The following is a 17,269-nucleotide window of genomic DNA, read 5'->3' as shown; positions in this document are numbered from 1 at the left end:
GGTACGGGACACCCGTACCGCCCCTCCGCGTACACGGGCTACTTCACCGCGAGCACCAGCGTGTCCGAGGGCGAGGCCCAGACCGGCCGCGCCTCGGCGAAGCCCGCCGCGCGGAGGATCTCGGCGTGGCTGCGGGCGGAGGGCGCGTCGCCGTCCGCGTGCTCGCCGTAGATCTCGAAGCGGCGGGCGGTCGGCTCGGCGAGGACCGGGTCCTTGGCGGCGACCGCCCACCACTCCGCCCAGTCGAGGGCGCCCTCGGCCTTGGCGCGGTCCATGGCGGCGTGGCGGTGGGCGCGCTCGGCGGCGTTGATCCGGGGGGTGGTCTCGTCGATCATGTGGTCGGCGTTCATGAAGACGCCGCCGTCGCGGACGAGGCCGGCCAGCTGCCCGTACAGCGCGGTGAGCGGCTCGGTGTGGAGCCAGTGCAGCGCGGTGGCGGTGAGGACGGCGTCGTACGAGTCGTACGGAAGCCGGCCGACCCACTTCGGGTCCTTGAGGTCGGCGGTCAAGAAGGTGACGCGCTCGTCGCCGGCGAAGTACCCCTCCGCGATGGTGAGCAGGGCCGGGTCGAGGTCGACGCCGACGCTGGTCGCCCTCGGGAACCGCTGGAGCAGCCGATCCGTAATACTCCCTGTACCGCACGCCAGGTCGAGGACGCGGGGCTCCGGCCCCACCACGGCCTCGACCATGTCGAGCATCACGCGGAACCGCTCCTCGCGGTCCGGCATGTACCACTCCTGCTGACGGTCCCAGCTCTGCTGCCAGGCCGCCCAGTCGGTTCCGGTCGTCGCCGCGTCCGTCATCTCCGCTCCTCACCACTTCGTAATACCCTCGAAGGGGAAACAGCTGTTACCCCTCCCGTCACCGACCCTAGACCGCCGGAGTAAGGACTACAAGTGGAACTGGCCTATTACTCGGATTACGCCGTACGTCTGGTCAACACCGAGGAGCCGGCCCGCAGCAAGGACTCCCTCACCTCGGTCGAGGCGGTCCGCGAGCTCTTCGGCACGGCTTCCCAGATGGCCCGGCGGGTGACGGACCACGATGTGACGCGCTTCCGCTCGGTACGGGCCCGGCTGCGGGCGGTCTTCACCGCGGCCGACGAGGGCGACCACACGCAGGCGGTGGACCTCCTGAACTCGCTGCTGCTGGAGTTCCCCGTCTCCCCGCAGATCTCGGGCCACGACTACCTGGACGACGAGGGGCACCCGCGCTGGCACATGCACCTCGCCGACCACCCGTCGAACGCGACCGCGGGGTACGCGGCGATCGCGGCGATGGGCCTCGCCTTCCACCTCACGGAGTTCGGCGCCGACCGCCTCGGCCTCTGCCAGGCCTCCCCCTGCCGCAACGCCTACCTCGACACCTCGACCAACCGGTCCCGCCGCTACTGCTCGGACCGCTGCGCGACCCGCGCCAACGTGGCCGCCTACCGCGCCCGCAAGCGCCTGGAGGCCGAACGGTCCGACCCGACCGGCCTGATGGACGAGAAGAGCCAGGAGAGCACCACACCGGCCGACCGCTGACGCCCGGGCATGACGGGCCGGTACCTCGCCCGTACCCGCCCCAGCACCAGCTCGGCCGGCACGGCGCCGAAGACCCGGCTGTCCCCCTCGGTGTCCGGGTTGTCCCCGAGCACCCACCAGCCGGCGTCCTGTCGCTCGATCAGACGCTTCACGATGAGCAGGTCCTGCTGGAGCGGGTGACGCAACACGGCGATGCCGCCGGGGCGGAGCCGTCCGCCGTAGTGCACGAGCAGCCGGTCGCCGTGGAGCAGCGTGGGCACCATGGACACCCCTGTCACCTCGGCGATCCCGAAAAGGGGCCCGGAACCCCGCCCCGACTCCCGCCCCGCGTCCGTCATCCGGCACCTCCCGGTCCGATCGTCCACTCGTACACGAGTCCCATGGTGACCCTGGACTTTTGTCCTAAGCCCCAGGGGGCGCTCGCGAAAACAGCCTTCTCGGGGAGTAATCTCCCACCTGAGAAGACGATCACGAGGAAGGACAGCTCAATGCTCTCCCGCCTGTTTGCCCCCAAGGTGAAGGTCAGCGCCCACTGCGACCTCCCCTGCGGTGTCTACGACCCGGCCCAGGCCCGGATCGAGGCCGAGTCGGTCAAGGCCGTCCAGGAGAAGTACCAGGCCAACGAGGACGCACACTTCCGCGCGCGTGCCACGGTCATCAAGGAGCAGCGCGCGGAGCTCGCCAAGCACCACATCTCGGTGCTGTGGAGCGACTACTTCAAGCCCCCGCACTTCGAGAAGTACCCCGAGCTCCACACGCTCATCAACGACACCCTGAAGGCCCTGTCGGCCGCCAAGGCGTCGACGGACCCGAAGACGGGCGAGAAGGCGCTGGAGCTCATCGCCGAGGTCGACCGGATCTTCTGGGAGACCAAGAAGGCCTGACCTTCGTCCCACAAGCACCGCCCGAAGGGGCCTGGCCGGCAACCCCGGCCGGGCCCCTTCGGTATTCCGGCTGCCGAAGGGGCGGGGTCAGTTCACCGGGAGCGAGTAGCGGAGTTTCTGCTTCGAGGTGGCGCCCAGGCGGTCGTAGAAGCGGATCGCGCCCTCGTTCCAGGTCGGGGTCTGCCACTGGATCTCGGTGAGGCCGAGCGCGCGGGCCTCCGCGCGCAGGGCGGCGATGAAGAGCGGGCCGAGGCCCAGGCCGCGTTCCGTCGCGGAGAGGTAGAGGCAGTCCATGTGGAGGTACTCGGCGCCGTCCCAGGTGGACAGCTCCGGGGCGCACGTGGCGTAGCCGACGAGGCGGCCGTCGGGGAGCTCGGCCACCAGGCAGCGCAGCCGGGGCGGTTCGGGGCCGAAGAGGAGGCGGGCGAGGCGGTCCGCGAGGCCCGGGGCCGGGGGCGCGGCCTTCTCGTACGCAGCGTGCTCGGCAGCCAGCTCCGCCACCCGGTCGAGATCCTCCGGACGGGCGTGGCGCACGCGTGCGGCGCTCGACGCCTCCCCTGTCTCCGCCTGCGCCATCAGCGCCGCCCCCTCCACACGTTCCGTCATGCCGTCATCATGCCCGGCCCCACCGACATCCCGTTCCGGCTGAGCCACTGCCGGTACGGCGCCGCCCGCAGCGCCGCCTCCCGGTAGGCCTCCGAGAGGTCGGCGTACAGGGGGTCGAGCTGCGCGCCCTCGCGGGCGTACAGCAGCAGACGTACCGCCAGGGGGTCGTCCTTCAACGGCCGGATCGCCATGTCCTCGCGTGGCAACGATGTCGGCTGGCAGGGTGCCACGGCCTCGCCGAGGACGATCAGCGAGGCGGCCGTGTGGTAGTCGCCGTGCAGCAGCGGCGGGTCGATGCCGGCCCCGCTCAGGACGCGGCGCAGCCCGTCCCACTCGCCGTCCACCGTGGGGTCGACCATCCAGCGGTCCTCGGCGAGGTCGGTGAGGTCCACCACGGGCCGCCCGGCCGCCGGATGGTCCGGGGCCATCGAGACGAACTGCGGCTCCCGTTCGACCAGGACCCGCGCCTGGAGGCCGTCGGGCACGCGCAGCGGGCATCCCTCGACCTCGTGGACGAAGGCCACGTCCAGGTGGCCCGCGGCGAGGGACCGCAGCAGGGCGTTGGCGGAGACGTCCATGTGGAGCGCGATGTCCGTGCCGGGCAGGCCCTGGCGCAGTCGGCGCAGCCAGCCCGGCAGGGCCCTGCTCGCGGTCGACCCGACGCGTAGCCGCGGCCCGTCGGTGCGCGCCGCGGCGGCCCTGGTCTCGGTGATCAGCATGGCCATCTGGTCGACGAGCGGCCGGGCCCTGCTGAGGACCGAGCGGCCGAGCGGTGTGGGCCGGCAGCCGGTGCGGCCGCGCGCGAAGAGCTCCGCGCCCAGGGAGTTCTCGATGCGGCGCAGCTGGGTCGTCAACGAGGGCTGACTCATGCCCAGTTGTCGCGCCGCCTTGTGCAGACTGCCCGTCTCCGCGATGGCGCAGAGCGCGCGCAGATGCCTCACCTCCAGCTCCATGCCCCGAGAGTAGGACGGCACCTCCCGTCGCACCAGACACCCTCGTCGCACCAATTCCCTGTGATTCGAAGGCAGTTCGGCCCGCGCGGATCGGATGGTGATGCGTTCGGGCTATCGCCTGCTGCCATCATCCGCACCCACCCCGGCTCCCCCGACACTCTCTCCAACCGACCAGGAGGAGCCCCCCCCATGAGACACCCCAAGGTCCTCACCGCCTCGCTCGCCGCGACCCTCGGCCTCGGCCTCGCCGCCGCGCTCGGCGCCGCACCCACCGCCTCGGCCGCACCCGCCGTCCCCGCGGCGCCGGCTTCCGGGTACGCGGCCTACGCCGGGTCCGCCGAGGACGCCAAGGCGACCAAGGCCTTCCACGAAGCCGTGATGAAGTCCGTGGCGAAGAAGCGGGCCGCCAACCCCGGCGCGGCCGCCGTCACCGTCGTCTACAGCGCCTCCAACGCCCCGAGCTTCCGCACCCAGATCGCCCGGAGCACCCAGATATGGAACAGCTCGGTGGTCAACGTACGGCTGGTGGAGGGCAGCAACCCGGACTTCCGCTACTACGAGGGCAATGACTCGCGCGGCTCGTACGCCAGCACCGACGGTCACGGCAACGGCTACATCTTCCTCGACTACCGGCAGAACCAGCAGTACAACTCCACCCGCGTCACCGCCCACGAGACCGGGCACGTCCTCGGCCTCCCCGACCACTACTCGGGCCCGTGCAGCGAGCTGATGTCCGGCGGCGGCCCGGGCACGTCCTGCCAGAACGCCCAGCCCAACTCCCAGGAGCGGGCCCGCGTCGACCAGCTCTGGCGCAACGGCCTCGCCTCGGCCGTCAAGAACTTCTGAGCCCACAGGGCACACCGCGGCGGGGCGGGCGGCTGCGGCCGTTCGCCCCGCCGTACGCGTTCCGCGCGCCGAGGGCGAACATCCTTGGATCCAGGCGGTGTTGTGTGAATGCTGGGAGGACACATCCCGGATCCCGGAGGCGTTCCATGACCGCCGAGCACACGAACACCCTGTACGAGGCCGTGGGCGGTGCCGACGCGCTGCGCCGGCTCTCCGACACGTTCTACGAGGCCGTCCTGGCCGACCCCCTTCTCGCACCCGTCTTCGCCGACTTCACCCCCACCCACGTCGAGCACGTCGCCGTGTGGCTGGCAGAGGTGTTGTCGGGGCCCGCCGACTTCACGGCGAAGCTGGGCGGCCATCAGGCGCTGCTCCGCGCCCACCTCGGGCTCTCCATCACCGAGGAGCAGCGCTTGCGCTGGATGGAGCTGATGACGGCGGCGGTGGAGAAGGAGCTGCCGGACGACGAGCTGCTGCGCCGCCGGGTCGTGGAGTACTTCGACTGGGGGACCCGGATCGCGAAGGACGTCTCGGCCTCGGAGCCGGGCACGGATCTCGGCGAACCCGGCCCCACCCCGCGATGGGGGTGGAACGGCCTCGTCTGACCGCCGTCGGGCCGCATGAGGACCGCCATCGGGGCCGTCCGAAGACCGCCGTAGGGGCCCGTCCGACCGCCGTCGGGCCCCGTGCGCCGGGTCACGCCCCGGGGTCGGGTCAGGCGGCCTGCAGAAGCCTCCGGCCGAACTCGGCCCCGGCCGGCAGCTGACGCCTCACCCGGGCGAGGGCCTCGTCGAAGTCACCCCCGGCGATGCCCGACTCGTAGGCGGCGCCGCCGTAGTGCAGCGTCAGGCTCAGGTCCACCCGCTCACCGAGCGTCAGCAGGCAGCTGAGGGTGGCCTGCTGCGCGGCGCCGTCCATGACGACGGGGAGCGGCAGGTCCCACTCCAGGACGCATCCGGTGAGGGCCGCGCCGCCCTCGTCCGTCGCGCGCAGGGCGGCGAAGGTCGCGCCCGTGTACTCGATTCCCCTGATGCGGGTGGACACCTGGCTCCCGCCCGCCGTGATCACGATCGCTTCCGCGCCGCTGCGGTCCCGGTACCAGCCGGTCCAGACTTCTGACGACTCCGATGACATGCGCGGACTGTAGCGGTCTGACCGGCTCCTTCGCGCGTCCGGTCACCCCGGGGCCGGACTTCTCCCGGTCTCGCCGTTCTTGCCGGTCACGTGCGCGGTCGTGGCTTCCGCACCACCCTCGGGCGCGTCGTCCCGGGCCCCCTCCGGGCCGTCGTCGTCCCGGTCGAGGCGCTCGGGGTGGACGTACCGCTCGCACCGCGGGTTGCGGCACGGCTGCACTTCCCATTCCGGCACCCAGGCCCCGAGGACCTTGTGCCGCTTCGCGACGATTTCAAGGGGCTGTCCGCAGGCCGGGCATGTGGGCGCGGCCTGCGGGTCCCGTACCGTACGCGGGGTTTCGCTGCCCATACCTCCAAGGGTAGGGCGCCCCACTGGTCACCGCTTCCTGGTGTACGTACGAACGAGCACCCCGTTGTCGAAGGTGCGCACCGCGCCCAGTTCGAAGTCGCGGGGCTCGAAGTCGGCGCCGAACATCGGCATACCGGAGCCGTAGACCTGCGGGTAGGTCTTGATGATCAGCTCGTCGATCTCGTCGATGAGCTCACCGGCGATCGTGGAGCCGCCGCAGAGCCAGATGTCGAGCGGGCCGTCCTCGGCCTTGAGCGCGCGGACACGGCCGACGAGGTCCTCGGCGATCAGCTCGACGTTGGGGTCGGGCGACTCGGCGAGCGAGCGGGTCGCGACGATCTCCCGCAGGTGGGCGTAGGGGCTGGTGATGCCGACGTCCAGGCCGACCTTGTACGAGTTCAGGCCCTGGATGACGGTGTCGAAGCGGCGGTTCTCGGTGCCGGGATCGATACCGACGATCGGCCACCCGGGGGCCGCGATGGTCTCCGGGTACTCGGCCTTCATGTACTCCAGGTATTCGCCGACCACGTAGGAGTACGTGGACGTGGCATCGCCCTTCGGGTCACCGATGAAGCCATCGATGGTGCAGGCGATGAAGTAGGTGAGCTTGCGCAAACCGGTCCTCTTTGTCTCTGGGATAGCGGCTGCGATTGCAACCACGACGGTTATAGTGCTTCACCTGTAGTGGTTGCGCAAGATCTATTGTCGACGAGAAGTGGAACCAGGAGGTCCGGTGGCAAGGAACCCCGAGCGGCGTGCGGCCCTGCTCGACGCGGCGATCGAGGTGCTCGCGGAAGAAGGTGCCCGTGGGCTCACCTTCCGGGCGGTCGACGCCCGGGCGGGCGTCCCCACGGGCACCTCGTCCAACTACTTCACCGACCGCGACCAGCTGCTCTCCGAGGTCGGGGACCGGATCTTCGTCCGGCTCACCCCGGAGCCGGGCTCCCTGGACACGGCCATGCGGCCCGAACCCAGCCGGCAGCTGGTCGTCGAGTTGATGCGCTGGCTCGCCCGGCGGATGACGGCCGAGCGCACCTGCTACCTGGGCCTGTTCGAACTCCGCCTGGAGGCCACCCGCCGCCCGGAGTTGCGCAACCAGCTCACCAAGGTGCTGCGCGCGGACCTCGACTACAACATCCGCCTGCACGTCGACTCCGGGATGCCGGGAGACGCGGACACGGTCCGGCTGCTCTACTTCGCCCTCACCGGGCTGCTCTTCGACCACTTCACGGTCCCCGGCCTGCACGAGGTCCGGGAACTGGACGACCTCATCGAGACCGTGGTCAGCCGGATCGTGCCGGAGGACTGAGCGCCGGCCCGCTCCGGGGGCCGAGCCTCAGCGGGTCCGGCGGGTGACGAACTCCGCGAGGGCCAGCAGGTCCCCCGCCGCCGCCAGATCCGGTACCGCCCGGGAGAGCTGCTGCACAGCCCGGGCCATCCGCTCGGCCGCCTGGGTCTGTGCCCAGTCCCGGCCGCCCGCCCGCTCGACCGCGTCCGCCGCCGCCCGGAGGGCCGGGGCGTCCAGTGCCGTACGGGAGTACAGCGCGGCCAGCTCCTCCCCCGCCTCGGTCCCCGAGGCGAACGCCGCCACCACCGGCAGCGACTTCTTGCGCGCGACGAGATCCGCACCGGCCGGCTTGCCCGTGCGCTCGGGGTCGCCCCAGATCCCGATCAGGTCGTCGATCAGCTGGAACGCGAGCCCGGCCTCCCGGCCGAACGCGTCCATCGCCGCGACCTCCTCCTCGCCCGCGCCCGCGTAGAGCGCGCCCAGGGCGCAGGCGCACCCGAGCAGGGCGCCCGTCTTGGCGGTGGCCATCGCCAGGCACTCGTCCAGCGAGACCTCGAGCGGTCCGCGCTGCTCGAAGGCGCAGTCCGCCTGCTGGCCGGCGCAGAGCTCGATGACACAGGCGGCGAGCCGTGCCGAGGCGGCGGCGGAGGCCGGGTGCCCGTCCTCGGCCAGCAGCCGCAGGGCGAGCGCGAGCATGGCGTCGCCGGCCATGAGCGCGTCCGGGATGCCGGAACACCGTCCAGGCCGTGGCCCGGTGCCGGCGGGTCGGGTCCTCGTCCACGATGTCGTCGTGGAGCAGCGTGAAGTTGTGGGCGAGCTCCACCGCGGCGGCAGCGCGCACCGCCGGCGCCGGGTCGCCACCGAGCGCACGCGCGGCGGCGAGCACCAGGGCGGGCCGGATCGCCTTCCCCGCCTGTCCGGCGTCCGGGGAGCCGTCCGCCCGCTCCCAGCCGAAGTGGTACATCGCCACTCTGCGTATGGAGCCCGGCAACGATTCGACGGTCGAACGCAGTTGGGGATGGACGACGGCCCGTGTCTGGTCGAGGAGCGCCCCGGCCCCCTGGTTCTCGGCCACGCCGTCCGCCCGGATGACGGTCACGTTGGTTCCCCCTCTTGCCGTGGTTCCTGGTCCTGCGGCCGGGGCGGAGGGCCGGTCGGCACGGTCCTCCGCCCCGGATCACCCGGTCACCGGGTCAGCGCCAGCGGCTGACCTCCACGTTCTCCAGGACTCCCAGCGCGTCGGGCACGAGCACCGCCGCCGAGTAGTAGGCCGTGACCAGGTACGAGATGATCGCCTGCTCGTCGATCCCCATGAAGCGGACCGACAGGCTCGGCTCGATCTCGTCCGGGAGGCCCGTCTGGTGCAGCCCGATCACGCCCTGGTCGGACTCGCCCGTACGCATACAGATGATCGACGTGGTCCGGGCGTCCGAGACCGGGATCTTGTTGCACGGATAGATCGGCACGCCGCGCCAGGTCGGGATCCGGTTGCCGTTGATCTCGATGGACTCGGGGACGAGGCCGCGCCGGTTGCACTCGCGTCCGAAGGCGGCGATGGCGCGCGGGTGGGCGAGGAACATCTTGGAGCCCCGGCGGCGCGACAGGAGCTCGTCCATGTCGTCCGGGCTGGGCACCCCGTCGTGGGGCTGGATCCGCTGCCCGTAGTCGCAGTTGGAGAGGAGCCCGAACTCGCGGTTGTTGATGAGCTCGTGCTCCTGGCGCTCGCGCAGCGCCTCGACCGTGAGCCGCAACTGCTGCTCGGTCTGGTTCATCGGCTGGTTGTAGAGATCGGCGACGCGGCTGTGGACCTTCAACACGGTCTGCGCGACGGACAGTTCGTACTCGCGCGGGGACGCGTCGTAGTCCACGTACGTGTGCGGGACGATCGCCTCGCCGACGTGGCCGGCGGAGAGGTCGATCGCGGCCTCCCCGTACTTGTTGGTGCGCTGGTGGGGCAGCGCGGCGACGCTCGCGAGGTGGTCGGCGAGCGACGGGACCCGCTCGGCGAGGTTGCGCACGTCGTCGTGGGTGAGCTCGAGGACGGTGCAGGTGGTGGCCGCGCGGGCGGTCCACTCCCGGGTGGCGTCCGGGTGGGTCAGCGCGCTGTCGCCGAAGTGCGCGCCGTCGGCGAGGACTCCGAGGATCGCCTCGTCGCCGTACGGCCCCTCGCCGATCTGCTCGACCTTTCCGTGCGCGAGGAGGTGCACGCGGTCGGTGGGCTCGCCGGCGGTGGCGATCACCTCTCCCGCCGCGTACTCGCGCTGACGGCACCGCGCCGCGAGCTCGGCGAGCGCCTCCTCGTCCTCGTAGCCCCGCAGCGCCGGGAGTTCGCCGAGCTCGGCGGGGATCACCGTGACGCGCTCTCCGGTCTGCACGAAGGTGACGCGACCGTCACCCACGGAGTAGCTGAGCCTACGGTTCACCCTGTACGTACCGCCCTGGACCTGCACCCACGGGAGCATCCGCAGCAGCCACCGGGAGGTGATCTCCTGCATCTGCGGGGCCGACTTGGTGGTGGTCGCCAGGTTCCGCGCGGCGGCGGTACCGAGACTCTGCTGCGGGCTTGCCTGTTCCGCGCGGACCTCGTCGCCAACCGAACCAACGGACATGGAACTCCCTCTCGATATGACTGACCTGCGAGAGGAAGCCTTTCAGCACGGAGAGTGCGCGCGCCATTACACAAATGAGTGGGAGTGGATCTCCTCCGACTGGGCATGTCACCCGGTTTCCACTCGAACAGCTCAGCCACGCCCGCCTCGTGGCGCAGTGTCCGGATCGGCTCGCACACGATCCGAACAGGTGGCCCGGAGCCGAGCACTCCGGTACTCCGGTACTCCGGATCCGTCCCGTTCCGCTCACCCGAAGGAGTCGGCCATGGCCCCACCCATGTCCGCGAGCAGGTTCCTCGACGCACTGCGCGACGAGGGCCTGACGGTCGTCCAGGTCGGCGACTGGCGCACCCACAACCGCAACCACAAGGGCCCCTGGGGCCCCGTCCACGGCGTGATGATCCATCACACGGTCACCCGCGGCACGGCGAACACCGTCCGGATCTGCCGGGAGGGCTACAGCGGTCTGCCCGGGCCGCTCTGTCACGGCGTGATCGGCAAGGACGGCAGGGTGCATCTGGTCGGCTACGGCCGCGCCAACCACGCCGGAGCAGGCGACGACGAGGTCCTGCGGGCGGTCATCGCCGAGCAGCACCTCCCGCCGGACAACGAGGCCACGACCGACGGCAACCGCCACTTCTACGGCTTCGAGTGCGAGAACCTCGGGGACGGGAAGGACCCGTGGCCGAAGGTCCAGCTGGAGGCGATCGAGAAGGCCGCGGCGGCGCTGTGTCGGGTGCACGGCTGGACCCAGCGTTCGGTGATCGGCCACCTGGAGTGGCAGCCGGGCAAGGTGGATCCGCGCGGCTTCACGATGGCCTCCATGCGCGAGCGGATCGGGGAACGCCTGCGCTAACGAGCGGTGGACAATGGCCGGGTGAACGCGTTCGACCTCTCCCGGCTGCGGCCCCGGCTCCCGTCCCCCCTGGAGCCGGTCGAGGACGAACGTTTCACCCGCCACGGCCTGCGGCTGCTGCTCAAGCGCGACGACCTGATCCACCCGGACCTGCCGGGCAACAAGTGGCGCAAGCTGGCGCTCAACCTGAGGGCGGCCGACGGCCGCCCGGTGCTCACCTTCGGCGGCGCGTACTCCAACCATCTGCGCGCGACGGCCGCGGCCGGCCGTCTCCTCGCCTTCGACACGATCGGGGTCGTCCGCGGGGACGAGCTGGCAGGCCGGCCGCTGAACCCCTCGCTGGCGCGGTGCGCGGCGGACGGGATGCGGCTGGTGTTCGTGGACCGGTCCACGTACCGGGCGAAGACGGATCCCGCGGTGCTGGCCGGACTGCTCGCACAGTCCCCTTCGGGGACGTACGTGGTCCCCGAGGGCGGCAGCAACGCCCTCGCCGTCGAGGGCTGTGCGGAGCTCGGGCGCGAGCTGCGCGGAGCCGCCGACGTGGTCGCCGTCGCCTGCGGCACAGGGGGCACGCTCGCGGGCCTGGCAGCCGGTCTGGACCCCGGACAACGGGCGCTCGGCGTCCCGGTCCTCAAGGGCGGTTTCCTGGGCGAGGAGATACGCGCCCTCCAGCGCGCCGCGTTCGGCGGCCCCCGCGGCGACTGGAGCCTCGACGAGCGCTTCCACGGCGGCGGTTATGCCCGTACGACCCCCGGGCTCGACGCGTTCGCCCAGGACTTCGAGGCGCGGCATGGACTCGCCATCGAGCGACTGTATGTCGCCAAAATGCTCTACGGACTTGTCGTCCTGGCCGAGGAGGGCGCGTTCGCCCCGGGGACGACGATCGCGGCGGTGGTGACGGGCGCGCCCTCCTGACCGCGGGCCGCCGGCCTCACGGCGTCTCCTCGCGGTACGCCGCCGCTTCCTCCAGGTCCAGCCGGCGCAGCAGGGTGCGCAGCATCTCGTCGTCGATCCGCCGCTCGTCGCGGAGCCGGACGAAGACCTCGCGCTCGGCGTCGATCATCTCCCGCGCGAGCCGGCGGTAGGTGTCGTCCGCCGTCTCTCCGGTGACCTCGTTGACGGCGCCGAGGCGCTCCCACACCGCGTTGCGGCGGCGCTCCAGGACCGTGCGGAGCCGGTCGGCCAGCGGCTGGGGCAGGGCGTTGCGCTCGTCGGTCAGCAGGGCGTCGAGCCGCTCCTCCGCCGCGCGGGACGCCTCGCTCTGGGCCTGGGCCTCGGCCAGGGTCTCCTTGTACGTGTCGCGCCGCGGCAGCTTGAGGAGCCTGATGAGCGGCGGCAGGGTGAGGCCCTGGACCACGAGCGTCCCGATCACGGTGGTGAAGGTGAGGAAGAGGACGAGGTTGCGCGCGGGGAACTCCACCCCGTCCGTCACGACCGGGATCGAGAAGGCGATGGCGAGGGAGACCACGCCCCGCATCCCGGCCCAGCCGACGATCAGCGGCGCCTTCCAGTCCACCCCCGGCTCGCGCTCCCTGATGCGCTCGGACATCCAGCGGGGCAGGAAGGTGGCCGGGTACACCCAGACGAACCGGACCACGACCACGGCCACGAACACGCCTACGGCGTACCCGATCGCCTCGCCGATCCCGTACCGCCCGAGGCCCTGGACGACGTACGGCAGCTGCAGTCCGATCAGGGCGAAGACGGCGGACTCCAGGATGAAGGCGACCATCTTCCACACGGCCTCCTCCTGGAGGCGGGTCGCGAAGTCCACCTGCCAGTTCCGGTGCCCGAGGAAGAGGCCGACGACGACCACGGCGAGGACTCCGGAGGCGCCGACCTCCTCCGCCGCGGCGTAGGCGGCGAAGGGGATCAGCAGCGAGAGGGTGTTCTGCAGCAGGGCTTCGCCGAGCCGGAGGCGGAGCCAGTGGATGGGGACCATGAGGACGAGGCCGACGCCGATCCCGCCGATCGCCGCGAGCGCGAACTCGCCGACGCCGCCCGCCCAGCTGATGCCCTCCCCGACCGCCGCGGCGAGGGCGACCTTGAAGGCGGTGATGGCGGTGGCGTCGTTCACCAGGGACTCGCCCTGGAGGATGGTGGTGATCCGGTTCGGCAGTCCGAGCTTGCGGGCGATCGCGGTCGCCGCGACGGCGTCCGGCGGCGCGACCACCGCGCCGAGCACGAGCGCGGCGGTCAGCGGAAGGTCGGGGACGAGCACGTACGCGAGCCAGCCGACCGCCACGGTCGCGAAGAGGACGTACCCGACGGAGAGCAGGGCGACGGGCCGGATGTTGGCGCGCAGATCGAGGTACGAGGACTCCACCGCGGCCGTGTAGAGGAGCGGGGGCAGGATGAGCGGCAGGACGATGTGCGGGTCGAGCGTGTAGTCCGGGACTCCCGGGACGTAGGAGGCGGCGAGCCCGACCGCCACCAGGAGCAGCGGCGCCGGCACCGGCGTCCGGCGGGCCAGACCCGCCACCGCGGCGCTCGCCGCGACGAGTGCCACCAGCTGCAGTGCGTCCATCCCTCGGCCCCGTCCCCGTCTCGTTCCACCACGTAACCTGGCCATCATGAGCGAGTGCCCGCACGTTGCCGAAATGCCGCGCCCCGAACCGGTGCCGCTGGCCGACACCTGTCCGGAATGCCTGGCCGACGGCACCCACCCCGTCCAGCTGCGGCTCTGCCTCACCTGTGGGCACGTCGGGTGCTGCGACTCCTCGGCGGGGCGGCACGCGACCGGGCACTTCTCGACCACCGGGCACCCCGTGATGCGGACCTTCGAGCCGAACGAACGCTGGCGCTGGTGCTTCGTGGACGGTTCGATCGTCTGAGGGCTGGGTACGACACCCCGGCAATCTGCTGCCGATCGCCGCGCAATTGGGCCCCGCAGACCCCTAGCCACTGTCCGTACTCGTGGCCTTACCATGAGTGACAGACGGGGGCGGGGTCCCGCCGGGGACCCACGGCGACACGGCAGCATGGATCGCGATAGCGTCACGGCGGATTGCGCAACCGACTGCGTACCGCCCGGTTCGGGGGGCTTTCTCCCCCCGGGCCCCGAATGAGCTTGTGCCACCTTGGAGGTGAGGGTGTCCCAGATCGCAGGCGAGCCCGGGACCCAGGACTTCGTGGAAGTCCGGCTGCCCGCTGCGGGTGCCTACCTGTCCGTGCTGCGTACGGCCACGGCCGGCCTCGCGGCGCGCTTGGACTTCACCCTCGACGAGATCGAGGACTTGCGGATCGCGGTCGACGAGGCGTGCGCCATCCTGCTCCAGCAGGCCGTCCCGGGCTCCGTCCTGAGCTGCGTCTTCCGCCTGGTCGACGACTCGCTCGACGTGACCGTGTCGGCCCCGACGACGGACGGCCGGGCGCCGGAGCGGGACACCTTCGCGTGGACCGTGCTCTCCGCGCTGGCCGGGAAGGTCGAGTCGTCCGTGGCGGACGACCGGACGGTCTCCATCAGCCTGTACAAACAGCGCGGCGCGGGGCCAGGCCCGGCGTGAGGAGCGGGGACGCGACGGCCGGCTTCCCTGAGCAGCAGGCGCGGCCGCATCCGGAGGTCGAGGTCGAGGTCGCTACGGAGCAGGCGGTCCAGATGAGCGAGCACGAGCAGCACAAGCAGGTCACCGAGGAGCAGGAGGCTCCGGATCCGCACGACCGGAGCGGGGCGCGCGCGCTCTTCATCGAGTTGCGCAAGCTTCCGGAGGGCTCTCCCGAGAAGGCGGAGCTGCGCAATCAGCTGGTACGGATGCACCTGCCGCTGGTCGAGCACCTGGCCCGGCGCTTCCGCAACCGGGGCGAGCCGCTCGACGACCTGACGCAGGTCGCGACGATCGGTCTGATCAAGTCGGTGGACCGGTTCGACCCGGAGCGGGGCGTCGAGTTCTCGACGTATGCGACGCCGACGGTCGTGGGCGAGATCAAGCGCCACTTCCGGGACAAGGGCTGGGCGGTCCGGGTGCCGCGCCGCCTGCAGGAGCTGCGGCTCTCGCTGACGACGGCGACGGCGGAGCTCTCCCAGCTGCACGGTCGCTCGCCGACGGTGCACGAGCTCGCGGAGCGGCTCGGCATCTCGGAGGAGGAGGTCCTGGAGGGCCTGGAGTCGGCGAACGCCTACTCGACGCTCTCGCTGGACGTCCCGGACACGGACGACGAGTCCCCGGCTGTCGCGGACACGCTGGGCGCGGAGGACGAGGCCCTGGAGGGCGTCGAGTACCGCGAGTCGCTCAAGCCGCTTCTGGAGGACCTGCCGCCCCGGGAGAAGCGGATCCTGCTGCTGCGCTTCTTCGGCAACATGACGCAGTCGCAGATCGCGCAGGAGGTCGGCATCTCGCAGATGCACGTCTCCCGCCTGCTGGCCCGCACGCTGGCGCAGCTCCGGGAGAAGCTCCTCGTCGAGGAGTAGACCCGGGGGCGGGTCGGGTAAAGCAGGTCGGTACGGATCCGACGCTGTCGTGACGTCACGCCTCGCCGCGACGGCCGATGCCCAGGGCCTCGGTCGTCGCCGGGTTCACCAGGAGGACCAGGCCGGTCACGGCGAGGACCGCGAGGGCGATGCCCGCCGGGATCATGGCGCTGTTCGCCTGGAGGAGCTGCCAGGCGACCGGCAGGGCCAGGATCTGGGTGATGATCGCGGGCCCGCGGCTCCATCCCCGGCGCAGCAGCAGACCGCGTGCGGCCGCTCCCGGGATCAGGCCGAGCGCGATCAGGGTCGCTCCGCCGGTGACCGCCTGGGTCAGGCTGTCGGGGTTGCCGGTGAGCCCGGTGACGAGCACGTAGACGCCCCCGATCACCAGCGCGAGGGCCTCGATCCCGGCCACCGCCGCGGCGGCGGTCAACCGGACAGGGCGGGGATTCTGCTCCGTACTGCTCATACCCGGCAGGGTAGCCGGGGCCGGGTGCGGGGCCGTCCGCCAGGTGGCCGGGACTGGGCCCGGTACCGCCATGTAGGTACGCTGGCGGTCATGCGCGCACTTCTTGTGGTCAATCCGGCAGCCACCACGACCAGTGCCCGCACGCGTGACGTCCTCATCCACGCGCTCGCGAGCGAGATGAAGCTGGAGGCCGTGACCACCGAGTACCGCGGCCACGCCCGCGATCTCGGCCGGCGGGCCGCGGACACCGACGACATCGACATGGTCGTGGCCCTGGGCGGCGACGGCACCGTGAACGAGGTCGTCAACGGACTCCTCCACGACGGGCCCGACCCCGACCGGCTGCCCCGTCTCGCGGTGGTCCCCGGCGGCTCCACGAACGTCTTCGCCCGCGCGCTCGGACTGCCCAACGACGCCGTCGAGGCGACCGGCGCGCTGCTCGACGCGCTCCGTGAGCGCCGTGCACGCACAGTGAGCCTCGGGCTCGCGTCCGGCACCCCCGGGACCGAGGACGAGGGCGTCCCGGCTCGCTGGTTCACCTTCTGCGCCGGCTTCGGATTCGACGCCAGTGTCATCGGGCGAGTCGAACAGCAACGGGAACGCGGCAAGAGATCGACGCACGCGCTGTACCTGCGCCAGGTGGTCCGCCAGTTCCTCGGGGAGCAGAACCGGCGGCGCGGCACGATCACCCTGGAGCGCCCCGGCGAGGACCCGGTCGAGGAGCTGGTCCTGTCGATAATCTGCAACACCTCCCCCTGGACCTACCTGGGCAATCGCCCGGTGTACGCGTCCCCGGAGGCATCCTTCGAGACCGCCCTGGACGTCCTCGGACTGAGCCGGCTCTCTGCTCCCGCGGTGGCCCGGTACGCCACCCAGCTGCTCACTTCGTCCCCCGAGCGGGGCCCTCACGGCAAGCACGCCCTGACTCTGCACGACCTGACCGACTTCACCTTGCATTCGAAGGTTCCGCTCCCTCTGCAGATGGACGGAGACCACCTGGGACTGCGTACGAGCGTGACGTTCACAGGCGTTCGCCGTGCACTGCGTGTGATTGTGTGAGTGGAAGGGCCGAAAGTCCTTTCACTCGAACGTTTAGGCTGCCATCCACCCCTTAGAAGTACGGCTGTGACCTAGCCGACACCGAGGAATCAAAAAAAACTTTCCGGAAGGGGTTGTATCCGCTGCTGGGGTTTGGGAGTCTCTTCTTGGCGATCGGGACGGCCCGCAAGACCGGCCTCCACTGAGAGCCAGAACCCCTCCTCAATCCAAGGACCACGCCAGTTCACCTGGCAGTCGGCCCTTCCCTTGCGGGGGGATTCGTGAAAGCGTTCACATTCACAAG

Annotated in this window: 21 protein-coding genes and 1 pseudogene; 11 read left to right on the top strand and 11 right to left on the bottom strand. The window is 71.3% G+C overall.

The window, feature by feature from the left end; genetic code table 11:
• Positions 1–38 precede the first annotated feature (38 nt).
• A complete protein-coding gene (locus ACFV9D_RS02450) occupies positions 39–803 on the bottom strand; it encodes a class I SAM-dependent methyltransferase (RefSeq protein ID WP_385139665.1) in 765 nt (254 codons plus the stop codon).
• Between the two features lie 93 nt (positions 804–896).
• On the opposite strand from ACFV9D_RS02450, the gene ACFV9D_RS02445 reads away from it, so the two are divergent.
• Entirely contained in the window at positions 897–1,526 is a 630-nt protein-coding gene (locus ACFV9D_RS02445; protein ID WP_385139662.1) for a CGNR zinc finger domain-containing protein, read from the top strand.
• Here the strand turns inward: ACFV9D_RS02445 and sodX are convergent.
• On the bottom strand, positions 1,430–1,864 hold the full coding sequence (gene sodX, locus ACFV9D_RS02440; RefSeq protein ID WP_385139660.1) for a nickel-type superoxide dismutase maturation protease: 435 nt from the start codon (positions 1,862–1,864) through the stop codon (positions 1,430–1,432). The two genes, ACFV9D_RS02445 and sodX, sit on opposite strands and share 97 nt — an antisense overlap.
• Before the next feature lie 150 nt (positions 1,865–2,014).
• On the opposite strand from sodX, the gene sodN reads away from it, so the two are divergent.
• Positions 2,015–2,410: a superoxide dismutase, Ni gene (sodN, locus tag ACFV9D_RS02435; RefSeq protein WP_361850540.1), complete on the top strand. Its 396-nt coding sequence runs from the start codon at positions 2,015–2,017 to the stop codon at positions 2,408–2,410.
• Positions 2,411–2,497: 87 nt separating this feature from the next.
• Here the strand turns inward: sodN and ACFV9D_RS02430 are convergent, their stop codons facing one another.
• Both ACFV9D_RS02430 and ACFV9D_RS02425 read right to left on the bottom strand, forming a co-directional pair.
• On the bottom strand, positions 2,498–2,986 hold the full coding sequence (locus ACFV9D_RS02430; protein ID WP_385140438.1) for a GNAT family N-acetyltransferase: 489 nt from the start codon (positions 2,984–2,986) through the stop codon (positions 2,498–2,500).
• Between the two features lie 26 nt (positions 2,987–3,012).
• Positions 3,013–3,969 carry a LysR family transcriptional regulator gene (locus ACFV9D_RS02425; protein ID WP_385139656.1) on the bottom strand — a complete coding sequence of 319 codons (957 nt, stop codon included), beginning with the start codon at positions 3,967–3,969 and terminating at the stop codon, positions 3,013–3,015.
• A 189-nt stretch (positions 3,970–4,158) separates the two neighbouring features.
• Between ACFV9D_RS02425 and snpA the strand changes: the two genes are divergently transcribed.
• Together snpA and ACFV9D_RS02415 are read left to right on the top strand one after the other, a co-directional pair.
• On the top strand, positions 4,159–4,815 hold the full coding sequence (gene snpA, locus ACFV9D_RS02420; RefSeq protein WP_385139653.1) for a snapalysin: 657 nt from the start codon (positions 4,159–4,161) through the stop codon (positions 4,813–4,815).
• Positions 4,816–4,961: 146 nt separating this feature from the next.
• Positions 4,962–5,420: a group II truncated hemoglobin gene (locus ACFV9D_RS02415; RefSeq protein ID WP_385139650.1), complete on the top strand. Its 459-nt coding sequence runs from the start codon at positions 4,962–4,964 to the stop codon at positions 5,418–5,420.
• A gap of 109 nt (positions 5,421–5,529) precedes the next feature.
• Here ACFV9D_RS02415 and ACFV9D_RS02410 read toward each other — a convergent pair whose 3' ends face one another.
• Genes ACFV9D_RS02410 through ACFV9D_RS02400 form a run of 3 tightly spaced genes read right to left on the bottom strand, consistent with a single transcriptional unit; the run spans position 5,530 to position 6,912 of the window.
• Positions 5,530–5,949 (bottom strand): DUF6304 family protein, encoded by a 420-nt coding sequence (locus ACFV9D_RS02410; RefSeq protein ID WP_385139647.1) that lies wholly within the window; start codon positions 5,947–5,949, stop codon positions 5,530–5,532.
• A gap of 42 nt (positions 5,950–5,991) precedes the next feature.
• Positions 5,992–6,297, bottom strand: a complete 306-nt coding sequence (locus ACFV9D_RS02405) for a hypothetical protein (RefSeq protein WP_385139644.1) — start codon at positions 6,295–6,297, stop codon at positions 5,992–5,994.
• 27 nt (positions 6,298–6,324) lie between these two features.
• Positions 6,325–6,912 (bottom strand): dihydrofolate reductase family protein, encoded by a 588-nt coding sequence (locus tag ACFV9D_RS02400; RefSeq protein ID WP_385139641.1) that lies wholly within the window; start codon positions 6,910–6,912, stop codon positions 6,325–6,327.
• 118 nt (positions 6,913–7,030) lie between these two features.
• Between ACFV9D_RS02400 and ACFV9D_RS02395 the strand changes: the two genes are divergently transcribed.
• Positions 7,031–7,606 carry a TetR/AcrR family transcriptional regulator gene (locus ACFV9D_RS02395; RefSeq protein WP_385139638.1) on the top strand — a complete coding sequence of 192 codons (576 nt, stop codon included), beginning with the start codon at positions 7,031–7,033 and terminating at the stop codon, positions 7,604–7,606.
• Positions 7,607–7,633: 27 nt separating this feature from the next.
• Here ACFV9D_RS02395 and ACFV9D_RS02390 read toward each other — a convergent pair.
• Positions 7,634–8,684: pseudogene (locus tag ACFV9D_RS02390) on the bottom strand (family 2 encapsulin nanocompartment cargo protein polyprenyl transferase).
• A gap of 94 nt (positions 8,685–8,778) precedes the next feature.
• Complete coding sequence (locus tag ACFV9D_RS02385) at positions 8,779–10,194, bottom strand: family 2B encapsulin nanocompartment shell protein (RefSeq protein ID WP_385139635.1); 1,416 nt, start codon at positions 10,192–10,194, stop codon at positions 8,779–8,781.
• 265 nt (positions 10,195–10,459) lie between these two features.
• Here ACFV9D_RS02385 and ACFV9D_RS02380 point away from each other — a divergent pair, with 265 nt between their 5' ends.
• Entirely contained in the window at positions 10,460–11,050 is a 591-nt protein-coding gene (locus ACFV9D_RS02380; RefSeq protein ID WP_385139632.1) for an N-acetylmuramoyl-L-alanine amidase, read from the top strand.
• A gap of 21 nt (positions 11,051–11,071) precedes the next feature.
• The gene (locus ACFV9D_RS02375; protein ID WP_385139629.1) at positions 11,072–11,965 is read left to right on the top strand and encodes a 1-aminocyclopropane-1-carboxylate deaminase/D-cysteine desulfhydrase; all 894 of its coding nucleotides are present in this window, start codon (positions 11,072–11,074) and stop codon (positions 11,963–11,965) included.
• Between the two features lie 16 nt (positions 11,966–11,981).
• Here ACFV9D_RS02375 and ACFV9D_RS02370 read toward each other — a convergent pair whose 3' ends face one another.
• A complete protein-coding gene (locus tag ACFV9D_RS02370) occupies positions 11,982–13,577 on the bottom strand; it encodes a Na+/H+ antiporter (RefSeq protein WP_385139626.1) in 1,596 nt (531 codons plus the stop codon).
• A 46-nt stretch (positions 13,578–13,623) separates the two neighbouring features.
• Here ACFV9D_RS02370 and ACFV9D_RS02365 point away from each other — a divergent pair, with 46 nt between their 5' ends.
• The 3 genes from ACFV9D_RS02365 (at position 13,624) to ACFV9D_RS02355 (ending at position 15,458) form a co-directional block, all read left to right on the top strand.
• On the top strand, positions 13,624–13,884 hold the full coding sequence (locus tag ACFV9D_RS02365) for a UBP-type zinc finger domain-containing protein (RefSeq protein WP_385139623.1): 261 nt from the start codon (positions 13,624–13,626) through the stop codon (positions 13,882–13,884).
• Between the two features lie 258 nt (positions 13,885–14,142).
• The gene (locus ACFV9D_RS02360; protein ID WP_019889334.1) at positions 14,143–14,556 is read left to right on the top strand and encodes an anti-sigma regulatory factor; all 414 of its coding nucleotides are present in this window, start codon (positions 14,143–14,145) and stop codon (positions 14,554–14,556) included.
• Positions 14,553–15,458, top strand: a complete 906-nt coding sequence (locus ACFV9D_RS02355) for an RNA polymerase sigma factor SigF (RefSeq protein ID WP_385139620.1) — start codon at positions 14,553–14,555, stop codon at positions 15,456–15,458. The genes ACFV9D_RS02360 and ACFV9D_RS02355 overlap by 4 nt, the downstream gene beginning before the upstream one ends.
• A 55-nt stretch (positions 15,459–15,513) precedes the next feature.
• On the opposite strand, the gene ACFV9D_RS02350 is transcribed toward ACFV9D_RS02355, so the two are convergent.
• A complete protein-coding gene (locus tag ACFV9D_RS02350; RefSeq protein WP_362368446.1) occupies positions 15,514–15,927 on the bottom strand; it encodes a hypothetical protein in 414 nt (137 codons plus the stop codon).
• A 90-nt stretch (positions 15,928–16,017) separates the two neighbouring features.
• Between ACFV9D_RS02350 and ACFV9D_RS02345 the strand changes: the two genes are divergently transcribed.
• Positions 16,018–16,986 (top strand): diacylglycerol/lipid kinase family protein, encoded by a 969-nt coding sequence (locus tag ACFV9D_RS02345; protein ID WP_385139617.1) that lies wholly within the window; start codon positions 16,018–16,020, stop codon positions 16,984–16,986.
• Positions 16,987–17,269 lie beyond the last annotated feature (283 nt).

This window comes from Streptomyces sp. NPDC059875 (assembly GCF_042731085.1).
Taxonomy (GTDB): domain Bacteria; phylum Actinomycetota; class Actinomycetes; order Streptomycetales; family Streptomycetaceae; genus Streptomyces.
This window is presented reverse-complemented; position numbering and strand designations above follow the sequence as displayed.